The sequence below is a fragment of the Ruegeria sp. CDSB114 genome, assembly GCF_059611025.1.
The window spans coordinates 102232-116257 of the sequence record NZ_JBXWOT010000004.1; the positions used below are offsets into that span (position 1 = coordinate 102232).

Consider the following 14026-nt stretch of genomic DNA (forward strand, 5'->3'; position numbering starts at 1 on the left):
CATACACGATCAATGGCTGTTATTGGGCAAATTAAGTGATGGTGCGTTGGGCCCTCTGATGAGCTGACCACTCAACCAGAGATCGCTTCACATAACACCGTTTCAGCGACGTTCGTACTTTGTTACGGTGGCGCAGAACTTCCGTTGATTGCGAAAACTTGCGTTCGAGGTGCGGCCCGGCGACGATCGCTATTTTTGCTTCATTTCTACCAAAAGAAACGGCCTGCGCAAAAAGCGGAATTTGAGCTGGTTATTCGGCGGAGCCATTCCAAGACTGACCAGCTAATTTCTCAACCGTGAGGGAAGGAGGCTTTTAGCATTGTTGCGCCGCTGGAACACCACAATACTCGCACAAATTCTACTATCTTGAACAAAAGGCGCTGGCGATAGATGCCGCCAACGCATTCCATCTCACTGGGTTATGATTTCCGGTCCCATGAACGTGTTGGGCAGGAATGTAGACAGGAACGGAACGTAGGTGACGATGATCAGGAATACAAACAGCACCGCCAGGAATGGCAGGGCTGCCTTAACCACGCTCATCATCGGCATCCCGGCAACGCCCGAGGTGACGAAGAGGTTCAGGCCCACCGGCGGGGTGATCATACCGATCTCCATATTGACCACCATGATGATGCCCAAATGGATTGGATCGATGCCCAACTCGATGGCAATCGGGAACACCAGCGGTGCCACAATGACCAAGAGGCCCGAGGGTTCCATAAACTGACCACCGATCAGTAGGATGATGTTGACGACCACCAGGAACATCACCGGTCCGAAGCCCGCTGACAACATCGCATTGGCGACCTGTTGCGGGATTTGCTCGTCCGTCAGTACATGTTTCAGGATCAGCGCGTTCGCGATCACAAACAGCAGCGTCACAGTCAGTTTCCCCGCATCGAACAGGGTCTTTTGAGTGTCCGGATGCACAATCGCGGTGACCACTGCCCAGGGCTTACTTTTCAGGGGAATGCGCGGGCCGGCAGGGGCGTCTTCGATCACTGCGGCGGCCGACAGGCTGCGGGTTTTGGGGGCGGCCAGCGGGCCCATGTCCTTGTAGACAAAGGTGGCGATGAAGAAGGCATAGACTGCAGCCACAGCGGCGGCTTCGGTGGGGGTGAAGATGCCGCCATAGATACCGCCCAGAATGATCACGATCAGGAACAGGCCCCAACCGGCCTCACGGCCCGACTGGAAAACTTCGCCCCAGTCTTTCCACTCGCCCTTGGGCAGGTTCTTGATCTTGGCGATGACATAAATGGTGACCATCAGCATCACACCGGCCAACAGCCCCGGAATGACGCCCGCAAGGAACATCCGGCCTACGGAAACTTCGACCGAGGCGGCATAGACCACCATCACGATGGAGGGTGGGATCAGGATGCCCAGCGTACCGGCGTTACAGATCACACCGGCTGCGAATTCCTTGGAGTATCCGACCTGCCGCATACCAGAGATCACGATTGTGCCGATGGCGACAACGGTGGCTGGCGATGAACCTGACAGCGCGGCAAACAGCATACAGGCAAACACACCCGCAATCGCGAGGCCGCCCGGGAAATGGCCCACAGAGGCAATCGAGAAGCGGATGATCCGCCGCGCTACGCCTCCGGTTGTCATGAAGGCCGAGGCGAGGATGAAGAAAGGGATTGCCAGCAGAGTAAAGTGGCCTTCGAATGCGGCAAACAGCGTTTGTGCGACCGACGCCAGTGAACTGTCTGAAAAACAGAGCAAAAACAGGATGGATGACATCCCGAGCGAGACTGCAATCGGGACACCGATCATCAGGAAACCGATGACCATCGCAAAGAGAAGGACGACTTCCATTATTTTGCCTCCGCGTTCTTGGCTTCGATCTCAGCCAGTTCATCTTCAACCTCGTGGCTGGCCACGAGCCGATCCGCATTCCCGTTCAGGATGCTGAACGTCGCCTGAACAAACCGCAGCAACAGCAAGGCCATTGAAATCGGCAGCACAATGTAGGGCAGAAAACGCGAGATCTTTTCGTAGGCCTCGCCCTCATTGAAGGTGTCTGCCATCCAGCCGAGGATACTGGGCATCGGGATGTCGTTGGTCTCGTACCAGCCCTTTTCAAGGTAGTCTTGCTCGAACCCAAGCGGGAACCATCGCCCTTCGGTGGCGGGCAAGTTGGCGAAGTTGGCCCAGTAATCCCACGATCCCTTCAGCATAAGAAATGAGAAGGCGACACAAACAGCAGCAGCGACCAGGGCCAGTCGTTTCCGGGCATTGCCGTGCAGCATGTTCACCACCAAATCGACCCCCAGATGCGCGTGTTTTTTCACCGCATAGGAAGCCCCGAGCAGAACAAACCAGGCGAACAGGAAGACTGTCATCTCCAACGCCCAAAGGATATTTGAGTTAAAGACATATCTGGCGAGGACGTTGGCAAATGTTAGTGCAGTCATCAGACCCAGAATTCCGGCGATCAAACCTTCTTCGATCCGGTCCATGAACGAGTGATTGTTGTTCATAGCCTACCCTCCCAACAGCCGATTTCAGGAAAACAGCAGGCAGGATTGTCCTGCCCGCCGATGGTGTTGCTCAGAAGCCAGAGTTGATCTGGACCGCTGCGTCGAGGGAGTCCTGGCCGATATCACCCGAGAACTGCTCCCACACCGGTTGCATGGCGGTGACCCATTCCAGACGTTCGTCATCCGTCAGCGTGCGAATGGTGCCGCCTGCGTCCAGGATCGCCTGGCGGTTCTTTTGATTGACCTCATAGGATTCCGAGTTCCGGGTGGCCGTTACCTCGTCCAGAATAGTCAGGAACTGTTCGCGCACTTCGGGGTCCAAGCTGTCCAGCCAGTCCACCGAGGTTACCACTAGATAGTCGATTATGCCGTGATTGGTCTCGGTGATGCCGTCCTGCACCTCAAAGAACTTCTTGCCGTAGATGTTGGACCACACGTTTTCCTGTCCGTCGACAACACCCTGCTGAAGCGCACCGTAGACCTCGGAAAAGGCCATTTTCTGCGGGCTGCCGCCAATAGCTTCCATCTGCGCCGCCAGCACGTCCGAGGACATGACCCGGAATTTCAACCCACCCGCATCGGCCGGTGTTACCAGCGGGACATTGGCCGACATCTGTTTCATGCCGTTGTGCCAGAAGGTCAGCCCCTGAAGGCCACGACGCTGCATCGAATCCAGCAGGGCTTGCCCGGCGTCCGAGGTCTGGAAGGCATCGACAGCTTCGATATTCTTGAACAGGAATGGCAGGTCGAAGATGCGGAATTTCTTAGTGAACTTTTCGAATTTCGACAGCGACGGTGCCGCCAGTTGTACATCGCCGTTCAGTAGCGCCTCGAGCACCTTGTCATCATTGTAGAGGGTTGAGTTTGGAAAAACCTCCATGCAGGCTTTTCCATCCATTTCATCATTGATGCGCTGTTCCAACAGCGTCGCCGCGATGCCCTTGGGGTGTTTATCGGTATTGGTGACGTGGCTAAACTTGATGACGACTTCGCCCGGATCACAGGCGGCAAAGGCCGCACCTGCACCGGTGACAAGCGCAACGACCAGGCTTGATGTCTTCCAGAACTTCATAGCTTCCTCCCTTTCAGTCAGGCCGGTCTGACCTGAATAAATATGCTGACCGAGAGTACATGCTTGGGCGGTGTTGATTTTTCGGAAGAATTGATCAGTAAAGTCGATTAATATCATCAAAAAAGTCGGCTATCTTGAATGACAAATCGATTTAGCGGAGCGCACCGGTATGTTTCTGGATTTCGCGGAACTGACTTTGAATGTCGGCGAGCAGAAGATTTTTGTGCGCCAGGGTGGCGACCCCAGCAATCCGGGCCTTTTGCTGTTGCACGGCTATCCACAGACATCGGCCATGTGGCATGCGGTTGCTCCGCAGCTTACAGATCAGTTCCATGTCATCTGCCCCGACCTGCGCGGATATGGTCGGTCGTCTAAACCCGCCTCAGACGACCGGCATACGCCCTATTCGAAACGCGAAATGGCAAATGACATGGTCTCCGTCATGTCTCAGATGGGGCACAAAACCTTTCTGGTCGGTGCACATGATCGCGGTGCGCGTGTCACCCACCGAATGGCGCTGGATCATCCACAGAATGTCCGGGCGATGGTCCTTCTGGACATCGCACCGACGCGCGAAATGTATCGCGATACTTCAAAGGAATTTGCCACCGCCTATTGGCACTGGTTCTTTCTGATTCAGAAACACCCCATTCCGGAACAAATCATCGGCAATGATCCCGCGCAGTTCTGGAAATTGAAATGCTTTAACCAGGCGAAGGGTGAAAACCCCTTTGCCACTGCTGCGCTGGACGAATACATCGCCACCTTCAGCGCACCCGAGGCGGTCCATGCCGCTTGCGAGGACTACCGCGCTGCGGCAACCATTGATATCGAACATGACGATCAGGATGACGGGCGTAAAGTTGAACAGCCGCTGATGGTCCTATGGGCCAAGCGTGGGGTGATCGAGACCTGTTTCGACGCGATGGCGTTGTGGCGTGAGCGTGCAAACCGGGTCGAGGGCGAGGCCGTCGATGCCACGCATTACATGGCCGAAGAAATTCCGGACGAAATAGCCAGGCGAATGCGCGCATTTTTCCTGCACCAGAGTGAACAGAAGGATGCTGCCGAATGAGCAGGACGCTTTACGATAAACTGGTGGACGCACATAAGGTCTGCGACTTGCCTGACGGCGACATGCTGATCTATGTCGATTTCCACATCATGAATGAATACACCAGCCCGCAGGCCTTTTCCGGGCTGGATCGGAAGGGGCTTTCCGTCTGGCGGCCCGAGGCTCATTTGTCGGTGGTCGATCACGTGAATGCCACACGGCAGCGCAATCCGCATGATGCGGCGTCTAAGCTGCTGATCGACAATCTGGAAGCCAATTGTGAAAAGCACAACATCGCCTTCTACGGCTTGGGCGACCGCCGCCAGGGGATCGAGCATGTTGTTGTCCCCGAACAGGGCCTTGTCGCGCCGGGGATGCTGATTGCCTGCGGTGACAGCCACACCACAACCTATGGGGCCTTCGGAGCGCTGGGTTTTGGCATCGGCACGTCCGAGGTTGAACACGTGCTGGCGACGCAAACCCTGCGCTATAAGCGGCTTAAGGCCATGCTGGTCAAAATCGATGGCGATCTTGCCCCCGGTGTGACCGCCAAAGACATCATCATGAAGGTCGTTCAGGTGGTCGGCGCGGGCGGTGCAAATGGCTATGCCGTCGAGTTTTCCGGCTCGGCCATCCACGCGCAGGAAATGTCCGGTCGGATGACAATCTGCAACATGGCGGTCGAGTTGGGCGGACGGGCCGCCCTGATCGGGGCAGACCAAAAGGCGCTTGAGACAATCAAGGGGCGCGCGCATAGCGGCACACTGGACTTCGGCGGGCTGGAATGGAACTCGGATGCGGGCGCGGAATACGACACGGTGTTCGAGATTGACGCTGCCGAGATTGCCCCGCTTGTCAGTTGGGGCACCAGCCCGGATCAGTCCGTTCCAGTCGACAGCTTGGTCCCCGCCGAGACCGAGGGGATGACGCCAAAGGCACGCGAGGCGCTGAACCGCGCACTAAACTATATGGACCTGAGGGCCGGTCAGGCGATCACCGATATCGAGATCGACAGCGCCTTTATCGGCTCGTGCACCAACAGCCGTATCGAGGATCTGCGCGCGGCTGCTTCAATCCTGCAGGGCAAAAAGGTCGCCGGATCGGTGAACGCCATCGTCGTGCCCGGCTCAACCTATACCCGTCTACAGGCCGAGGCTGAGGGGATCGACCGGGTGTTCAAGGAAGCGGGGTTTGACTGGCGCCCGGAAAGCGGATGTTCGATGTGCCTTGCGATGAATGACGATATCGCCATGGATGGCGAGCGGATTGCGTCCTCGACCAACCGCAATTTCGAAGGACGGCAGGGCAGGGGGGCACGCACCCATTTGATGAGTCCCGAAATGGTGGTCGCCGCCGCCATCCGAGGCCGTATCGCGGATGTGCGTGAGTTTCTGAGTAAAGGAGCGGAATAAGATGCCCAAAACAGTTCATGGACTCGCCGCCGCCCTGCCGCTTGCTAATGTCGATACCGATGTGATCATGCCCAAACGCTTTCTGATCACCATTACGCGCGAAGGACTGGCAGAGGGCACATTCGCCGACCTGCGCTTTCACGACGATGATACGCCGCGCTCGGAATTCGTGCTGAACACGCACCCGTGGCATGAGGCCAAAATATTGGTTGTTGGCGACAATTTCGGATGCGGGTCCAGCCGGGAACACGCGGTCTGGGGGCTGGTCCAACTGGGCATTCAGGGCATCATCGGCACCAGCTTTGCGGGCATTTTCTATGACAATGCGCGCAAGAATGGCCTTGCCTTGCCCATGGTCAGTCCCGAGGTGCGGGATCGGTTGATGCATGCGGCGTCCCATGAGGATGGTGTCAGCTACACGATTGATATCGAAAACCGAGTCATCAGAATGGGAGAGGCAGAGCTGCCGTTTGAAATGGACGACGCGACGCAGACCGCCCATCTTGAGGGCCGCGACGACACCCTGAACTCGTTGGAGTTCGCGGACGCGATCCGCAAATATGAAAGCGGGCTGGGCGATCAGCAACGGGTGCGCGTCATACAGTAGTCGGGATAGGTTGCCTTGGAATTTCGCCAACTTCAGTGCTTTGTAGCGGTCGCAGAAGAGTTGCATTTTCGAAAGGCGGGCGAACGTCTTGGCCTCAGCCAGCCTGCTTTGTCTGACCGTATTTCCGCGCTGGAACACGAGCTGGGCTTTGCCCTGTTCTTTCGGACAACCCGGCAGGTCAGCTTGACGCAAGCGGGGTCCGAGTTCCTGCGCGACGCCAAGCGTATTCTGGCGGATATCGACAAGTCCGTTTCCAAAGCCCGGCATGCGGCCGATAGCGGCCTGAAGACATTGCGGGTCAGCGGGGTTGATGAGGCGATCTCGATGCTGTTGCCGCCAGCGCTGATGGCGTTCCGCAAACGGCAGCCTTCGGTGCATGTGGACATTCTTGAGATTTCGTCCTCGGATTACCATACGCAAGAGCTTGCAAATCACCGCACCGACATTGCTTTTGTCCGCAAAGCCCCTGAGGAAGAGTATTTGAAAGCGGACCTTTTGTACCAGCAGGGCGCTGTTGTGGTCTTGCCATCCTCATCGGAACTTGCAGGCCGGGACACGCTGTCAGCGGCAGATATCAGAGATCATCCGATTATAGGGTTTCCAAAACACGCCCGCCCGATCCTTCACGACCTGCTCTGGAACAGCTATCGCGCCCATGGGTGGCAACCAGACATCGCCTGCGAAGTCATCGACAAATCCACCATGTTGCAGCTGGTGGCGCACGGGGTTGGCATCGGGTTGGCACCGGCCTGGATCCGTGCCCTCGCTCCGGCGCATTTGAGTTGCATCCCGTACCATACGGACGGTCAAAGCATTGAACTCTACGTCGCGCGACGGGCAGCGGGAAACTCGAAAATGGTGGACGAATTCGTGGATGTGGTCAAAGATGTTTCGTCGCGACTGCACCCCACAGGGGTTGGTCAGTGACAAGACCCCGACGGGGTCTGGACTCATGCTGAGATGTCTTGAGAAACTGTTCTGCGGACGAACCGTCATCTGGCCAGTTGTTCGAATCCAGGCGCATGACTCATAGCGATCAGCGGGATACTACGTAGTGAACGGCCGCTTTGAACTCTTCACGATCTCATACGGCTAACTTGTCAGCGTCGCTTTCCATTGTTGTGCTTCCACCGCATTAACCATCAGCTCAATACATAGCTGGCGCACAGCTTCAAATGCATAGGTCGCTGGGCGATCGCTTAATTCGCCAATATAGAGCGTGCGACTGAGTTTCGGCTTGATGATCGGGCGTGTCACCAACATGCCCGCGTCAATGTGTTCCTTCAGGATAAACTCTGTGCCTACAAGGCAGCCGATGCCGGAAAGAAGAGATCCGCCGATAGCGGCAATCGAATTTATTTGGAACTGCGCGTTCTCTTCGATCCGCCTAAGTAGGGACGGGTCGTCCATCATGGCCCGCGTGTACAGACCCTGGCGAAGAATAATGAGCGGTAAGTTCAGTAATGCCTCAAAGCTGATTGCATCGGTCCCGCCGATAACATCCGGGCGGCCAACCAAAACCAATTCTTCTTCCAAAATCGGTTGGAACCTGAATCGTGAGTCAGGAGGCTGATTATAGGTGAGGGTCAAATCGACCTCCGAAGACGCAAGCTGTTGGGCAGTGGACCCGGAAAAGATCTCTGATAGATGCAGGCGGAGTTTCGGATAGTCTTGCGAGACACGTTGCACCAAGGGCACGCCGATTGCTTTGACCGCAGAATGTGCGAAGCCCACCGAGACCTCACCCGCTATCTCGTTCGCTGTATCTCTGATATCGATACTAGCGGCTTGCATGGATCGCAGGATCGCGCGTGCGTGTTCATATAGTCGAACACCAGACGCCGTAGGTCGAACACCCCTTGGCAATCTCTCAAATAGCTGCGTGCCAAGTTCGGCTTCCAGATTGGACAGATGCCTGCTCAAAGCAGACACGGCGACCCTCTCGCGCTCGGCAGCGCGAGCGAGCGCGCCTTCCTCAAAGATCGCTGCAAAGTACCGGAGCTGGCGACTGTCCATGCTTTCTCAATATCAGAAAGAAACCTTATTAACATTGAAATTTAGTAAAGCATGTCGATCAGGTAACGTTGGTTAACGCGAGTCCAATTGGAGCACACATCGTGTCAGACGATTTCAGGCCTTTGCGGGGTATCCGCGTCGTTGAAATGACCCACATGATAATGGGGCCAAGTTGCGGTCAAGTCCTCGCCTATCTCGGGGCTGAGGTTATCAAAGTTGAGCCCCCTACAGGCGATAAGACCCGGCACCTGACAGGAATGGGGCGAGGGTTCTTCCCAAGTTTCAATCGCGGCAAGCGTTCAATCACATTGGACCTCAAGTCCAAGGCCGGTACGTCGGCACTGGATCGATTATTGGCTACCGCCGATGTTTTCGTTGAGAACTTCCGCGACCAGTCCCTTGCAAAGATGGGATTTGGGCCTTCCGCGTTGCGAGAGAAGTACCCCAAACTGATCATCGCATCCTGCAAGGGCTTCCTGCATGGCCCATATCAGGATCGAACGGCAATGGACGAAGTCGTTCAGATGATGACCGGAATGGCCTATATGACTGGTCCAACGGGTCGTCCGTTGCGCATTGGGTCGTCTGCAAATGACATCATGGGTGGGGTCTTCGGCGCGCTTGCAGTTCTCGGCGCGTTGATGGAGCGGCAGCAATCCGGAGAAGGCCGGACGATACGCATTGGCCTGTTCGAGAATTGCCTTATGCTTGTCATGCAACACATGGTTCAGTTCGATTTGGACGGACACGAACCGGCTCCTATGCCGGAGCGGGAGTTTTCCTGGCCGGTTTATGACATCTTCGACACGCGGGACAATCGTCAGATCTTTGTGGGTGCTGTCACAGGGGGCCATTGGAAGACATTGTGCAAAGCTATCGGTTTAGAGCATTTGCTGGAGGATAGTCGCCTCCAGACAAAGATGGATCAAATTGAAGCGCGGCATTGGACGCTTACCCTTTTTGCAGAAGCGATCAAAAAACGCGATTTTTCTGAACTGATCGAGCTTTTTGAAGCTTCAGGCATTCCCTTTTCGCCAATCAATCGTCCGGCAGACATGTATCAGGACCCACATGTATTACGACCCGGTGGTTTGCATCACTCACATGACTCTGGCGGTGAGGTATTCCGGGCTCCAGGCTTGCCCTTCGAAATTGATGGCGACAGTCCTCGTCCGGTTTCACTCGATATCGCAGATGTCGGCGATGATACGGATACCGTGCTTTCAGAGCTTGGCCTGTCATCTTCGGAAGTACTGGCGGCAAGTGGCGCGGCGGACAGGAATTCAACGTGACCCGCCTGTCAGAAATATACCCGCCCGATAGGGTCGTATTGCGGGAAGTTGGATTGCGCGACGGTCTGCAGATGGTCCAACGATATCCCTCGACTGCAGCGAAGGCCGAATGGTTGCGCCGTGAAAGTGCCGCTGGTGTTCGGCACTTTGAGATCGGCTCTTTCCTTCCGGCAAAGGCCATGCCGCAATTCGCAGATGTCAGGGACATCATCGACATTTGCCACAGTCTCGACGTCCATTCGGCGGCACTGGCCCTGAACGATCGAGGGGCGTCTGACGCAGTTCAGACCTCGGTTGATGAAATCGTCACAGTGGTCTCGGCGACCGAGGAGCATAGTCAGGCGAATGCTAACCGTTCTCGGGAGGAAGCAATTGCCTTGGTCGGCAGAACCGTCGAACTGGTTAAGGGCTCGGAAACCTTGCCTTTGGTTCAGGTCGGCATCGCCATGGCTTTCGGTTGCTCGATAGCTGGGGAAGTAGACCCGCACGAGGTGGTGCGCATCGCAGCGGCATGCGCGGACGCAGGCGCAGACATAATAGGTCTGGCAGATACTGTAGGTTTTGCAGGTCCAGATCAGGTGCAAGATCTTGTGGAGCAAGTGAAGAACGAATTGGGCGATGTCGCGGTGAACATTCACTTGCACGATACAAGGGGAATGGGGATTGCCAATGCCTCCGCTGCCCTCGACGCTGGCGTCCGGGTAATCGACGGTTCGTTGGCGGGGCTCGGAGGCTGCCCTTTTGCTCCAGGCGCAACAGGGAACGTGGTCTTTGAAGACCTTGTATATCTCTGTGAACGTAAAGGATTTGCAACCGGCATCGATCTGGAAAAGCTGATGTCTGTGCGAGTGGTCGCCGCGTCTGAAATGCCTGACGAACATCTCTTCGGTGCGTTGTCACGCGCCGGAGTACCGCGCCCAATCAACTGGCGCGCCCAATAGACAACAAAATGACAGAGTGGAGGAAACCATGAACTTTTTCAGAACTGCAGCGGCCGCGTTATTGGCCGCAACAACCGTGAGCAGCGTGGCCCATGCCGAGGCAACCGAGATGCGCTGCAGCCACCAGTTGCCACCTGGGCACCATATCGCGAAGGTCATTGACCAGTGGGCCGCAGAGATTGAGACCTTGTCGAACGGGGAAATCGACGTGCAGGTTTTTGGTGCCAACAGCCTTGTTGGCGCGCGCGAGAACATAGCATCAGTAGCCAAAGGCAATATTGAATGCGCGTTTTCGATCAACCCGCAGTGGGGCAAAACCCTGCCGATCATGAACGTAACCCTGAAGCCTTATGCGGTCACCGATCCAGAGACGCTCGCTGCTTGGCCGGGTAGCGACGCAGCTGCGTTTCTGGATCAGAAGCTTCTTGAAAAAGGAGTGCAGAACGCGGTGTGGCTGTTCACGACACGGATGACAGCGATGACTTCAAAGGGATCACCGCTGATCAATCCGGAAGATTTCGAAGGCGTGAAGATCAGGGGCCTGAACCCGGTGGCGGATGAGGGGCTTGTCGCCATGGGGGCCGCGCCTTCAGCGATGTCTGGCTCTAAGGTATATGAAGCACTCTCAACCGGTGTGATCGATGCAGGTATGACCGATATTGCGGCTGCCTATTCGCGCAAATACTTTGAAGTTCAGGACCACGTGACGGTGGTGCCGCTATTCAGCGTGTTCTTCCACGGCTACCTTAACCCGGCTTGGTATGATGGTCTGACAGATGCACAGAAGGCCGCAATAGCCGAGGCGGGGGCCAAAGCCGCAGAATGGGCGGTTGCCGCGTCCGAAGAAGCGTCGGCTGCTGCGCCCGAACAACTGGCTGAAAATGGCATGAAGGTGCATTTCCAGACGCCTGAGGAAGAAGCTGCCTGGAAAGAGTTAATGGTACCGGCTTTCGACAAATCGTTTGGCGACGCAACTGGTGACGATGGCGTCAAGCTGCTTGAGCTGGTCGGCCAAATTTCGAACTGACATGAAGCAGGCTCATGAAACTGACACCGCTGAGGCCTTGCCGGTCTCAGGGGTGGAGCGCGCGGTGCGTTTGGTTACGCTGTCCGGTGCAGGGGTTGCCGCGCTGCTTGTACTCATCGTATTCGGGGTCGTGAGCTACAGCGTTTTCATGCGCTATGTCCTTGGAACACCGATCACTTTTTCTGACGAACTCAATGGCTTTATCGTCGTGGCCATGGTGGCCCTCGGAGCAGGCGAGGTACTCTTGCGCGGCGAACACTTCGGGGTCGACCTGCTGACTGAACGCGCCGGACCTCGCACTCAATGGCTGGTTGAGGTTTGGGGGATGATTGGTGTGATCCTGGTCGCTGCAGCTGTTCTCTACAGCGCAGTGATTATGGTGCAGTTCTCATACGATTTTGGGATCTATTCAGACGGGTATCTGAGCGTTCAAATGTGGATTCCGCAAGGCTTCCTACTCATCGGCATGATGATACTAATCCTTGCGGCTCTGGCTCGCATCTTTACGCTTCTGACGGTGCGCCGACCATGATGACTTTTCTTATTTTGGCTGGTCTGATTGTCCTCTTGCTCACGGGTATGCCAATCTTTGCCGGGCTCGGGCTTACATCTCTAATCATAATGATGCTGACGGAAGGCAACGTGAACAGCGCGGCTGATACGGTGTTTGCCAAGCTGAACAACGGACTTCTTACGGCTATACCGATGTTTGCTTTCATGGCACACGTGATGATCCGTGCCGGCGTGGTTAAGGACCTTTACGATGCAGCAAATGCAATGGTCGGCCATTTGCGTGGTGGACTTGGGGTCGCCACGATCCTCTCCTGCACCATATTCGCAGCCATTTCCGGTTCGTCTGTAGCCACAGCACTTACTATTGGCTCGACGGCTATCCCGCAGATGAAGCGCTTCAACTACAGCCCCAGCTATTCCTACGGTGTGATTGCAGCGGGCGGTACGCTCGGGATTCTAATTCCTCCCTCTGGGCCTCTTATTCTCTATGCCATTGTAACCGAGGCCTCGATCGGAGCTCTTTTCCTAGCCGGGTTGGTGCCGGGTATCATGATGGCTGTCATATTCGCGGTTTGGGCGATGGTCAGCGCTGGGTTTGGGGGCACAGTTGTCTCTCAACCATTTGCAGGTATGGGCGTTATTTGGTCACGTATGAGACAGTCGATCTGGGCCTTGTTGATGCCACCGGTGGTTTTGGGCGGGATCTACCTCGGAGTATTTACGGCCACTGAAGCAGCTTCTATTGGCTGCCTTTACGCGCTGTTCATCAGCGTAGTTGTTTACCGCAATTTCGGTCTGAACGACCTTTGGGTGACTGCGTTTGAGACTGTACGCACAACGGCGATGCTGTTCATGATCCTGGCTGCTGCGGCGCTGTTTGGTCACGCCGTAACCATTATTCGCCTGCCCATTGAGATCGTCGAACAAGTGACGGCAATCGGCCTCAGCCCCGCCATGTTTGTCATAGCTGTTATGCTGCTCATTCTGGTGCTGGGCATGTTTTTGGAGACCATCTCGATCATCCTGATCACGACGCCAATCGTTTTTCCTGTCATGCTGGCATTGGGGATCGATCCAATTTGGTACGGCATCCTGCTAATGATCAACCTCGAACTTGCGCTGATCACACCTCCCGTGGGGATGAACCTCTTCGTTATCAAGGGTATTGCCAAAGCTCCCTTGTCGGATGTCATTCGCGGGGCTTTACCATATGCAGCGCTGATGCTTCTGGGCCTGATCCTAGTCTTTGCATTCCCACCTTTATCCACGTGGCTTCCCGAGGCGGCGGGGTTCGTCGGCTAAGCAACGCGTTCATGAAACTCCTTGAGTATTACCCTTTTCATCCTTAACGCCATGTCTCAGTAGGATTGGACCCCATGGCTAGGGCTCATTTGAGACACTAACCGTATACTTTCTGGGTCAGAAATGCCCGGCGTTTAGGTCAGAATTGAATGACGTGATCCTCCGACTCATTGAGGTTTTGGCTGTCAATTGAGCCAAAGGTCAGTGACGTTCCACCTTTCTTGGTCTGGTCGTCATTTTGTGGATCAGCGTCGGAAACAGTGAACTCTCTCCCCGTATTTCCCAAGTAGCATAA

13 protein-coding genes are annotated in these 14026 nt (G+C 55.7%); 9 read left to right on the forward strand and 4 right to left on the reverse strand.

What is annotated here, in order from left to right:
• Positions 1 to 411: 411 nt before the first annotated feature.
• From AC2FIP_RS11905 to AC2FIP_RS11915, 3 genes are all read right to left on the reverse strand, one after another.
• The gene (locus AC2FIP_RS11905; protein WP_496786542.1) at positions 412 to 1830 is read right to left on the reverse strand and encodes a TRAP transporter large permease; all 1419 of its coding nucleotides are present in this window, start codon (positions 1828 to 1830) and stop codon (positions 412 to 414) included.
• Positions 1830 to 2495, reverse strand: coding sequence for a TRAP transporter small permease (locus tag AC2FIP_RS11910; protein ID WP_496786543.1), 666 nt, complete (start codon positions 2493 to 2495; stop codon positions 1830 to 1832). The genes AC2FIP_RS11905 and AC2FIP_RS11910 overlap by 1 nt, the downstream gene beginning before the upstream one ends.
• A gap of 70 nt (positions 2496 to 2565) precedes the next feature.
• Positions 2566 to 3567 carry a DctP family TRAP transporter solute-binding subunit gene (locus AC2FIP_RS11915; RefSeq protein WP_496786544.1) on the reverse strand — a complete coding sequence of 334 codons (1002 nt, stop codon included), beginning with the start codon at positions 3565 to 3567 and terminating at the stop codon, positions 2566 to 2568.
• Between the two features lie 169 nt (positions 3568 to 3736).
• On the opposite strand from AC2FIP_RS11915, the gene AC2FIP_RS11920 reads away from it, so the two are divergent.
• Genes AC2FIP_RS11920 through AC2FIP_RS11935 form a run of 4 tightly spaced genes read left to right on the forward strand, consistent with a single transcriptional unit; the run spans position 3737 to position 7567 of the window.
• Positions 3737 to 4642, forward strand: a complete 906-nt coding sequence (locus AC2FIP_RS11920) for an alpha/beta fold hydrolase (protein ID WP_496786546.1) — start codon at positions 3737 to 3739, stop codon at positions 4640 to 4642.
• Positions 4639 to 6033, forward strand: a complete 1395-nt coding sequence (gene leuC, locus AC2FIP_RS11925; protein WP_496786547.1) for a 3-isopropylmalate dehydratase large subunit — start codon at positions 4639 to 4641, stop codon at positions 6031 to 6033. Before AC2FIP_RS11920 ends, leuC begins: the two co-directional genes overlap by 4 nt.
• Before the next feature lies 1 nt (position 6034).
• Positions 6035 to 6640 carry a 3-isopropylmalate dehydratase small subunit gene (leuD, locus tag AC2FIP_RS11930; protein WP_496786548.1) on the forward strand — a complete coding sequence of 202 codons (606 nt, stop codon included), beginning with the start codon at positions 6035 to 6037 and terminating at the stop codon, positions 6638 to 6640.
• Between the two features lie 15 nt (positions 6641 to 6655).
• Entirely contained in the window at positions 6656 to 7567 is a 912-nt protein-coding gene (locus AC2FIP_RS11935; RefSeq protein WP_496786549.1) for a LysR family transcriptional regulator, read from the forward strand.
• A gap of 165 nt (positions 7568 to 7732) precedes the next feature.
• Here AC2FIP_RS11935 and AC2FIP_RS11940 read toward each other — a convergent pair whose 3' ends face one another.
• Positions 7733 to 8656 (reverse strand): LysR family transcriptional regulator, encoded by a 924-nt coding sequence (locus tag AC2FIP_RS11940; protein ID WP_496786551.1) that lies wholly within the window; start codon positions 8654 to 8656, stop codon positions 7733 to 7735.
• A 101-nt stretch (positions 8657 to 8757) separates the two neighbouring features.
• Between AC2FIP_RS11940 and AC2FIP_RS11945 the strand changes: the two genes are divergently transcribed.
• The 5 genes from AC2FIP_RS11945 (at position 8758) to AC2FIP_RS11965 (ending at position 13731) form a co-directional block, all read left to right on the forward strand.
• Positions 8758 to 9948, forward strand: coding sequence for a CaiB/BaiF CoA transferase family protein (locus AC2FIP_RS11945; RefSeq protein WP_496786552.1), 1191 nt, complete (start codon positions 8758 to 8760; stop codon positions 9946 to 9948).
• Positions 9945 to 10889 (forward strand): hydroxymethylglutaryl-CoA lyase, encoded by a 945-nt coding sequence (locus AC2FIP_RS11950; RefSeq protein ID WP_496786554.1) that lies wholly within the window; start codon positions 9945 to 9947, stop codon positions 10887 to 10889. Before AC2FIP_RS11945 ends, AC2FIP_RS11950 begins: the two co-directional genes overlap by 4 nt.
• 28 nt (positions 10890 to 10917) lie before the next feature.
• Positions 10918 to 11916, forward strand: coding sequence for a TRAP transporter substrate-binding protein DctP (gene dctP, locus AC2FIP_RS11955; RefSeq protein ID WP_496786555.1), 999 nt, complete (start codon positions 10918 to 10920; stop codon positions 11914 to 11916).
• 64 nt (positions 11917 to 11980) lie between these two features.
• The gene (locus tag AC2FIP_RS11960) at positions 11981 to 12448 is read left to right on the forward strand and encodes a TRAP transporter small permease subunit (RefSeq protein ID WP_496786556.1); all 468 of its coding nucleotides are present in this window, start codon (positions 11981 to 11983) and stop codon (positions 12446 to 12448) included.
• Complete coding sequence (locus AC2FIP_RS11965) at positions 12445 to 13731, forward strand: TRAP transporter large permease (protein WP_496786557.1); 1287 nt, start codon at positions 12445 to 12447, stop codon at positions 13729 to 13731. The genes AC2FIP_RS11960 and AC2FIP_RS11965 overlap by 4 nt, the downstream gene beginning before the upstream one ends.
• Positions 13732 to 14026 lie beyond the last annotated feature (295 nt).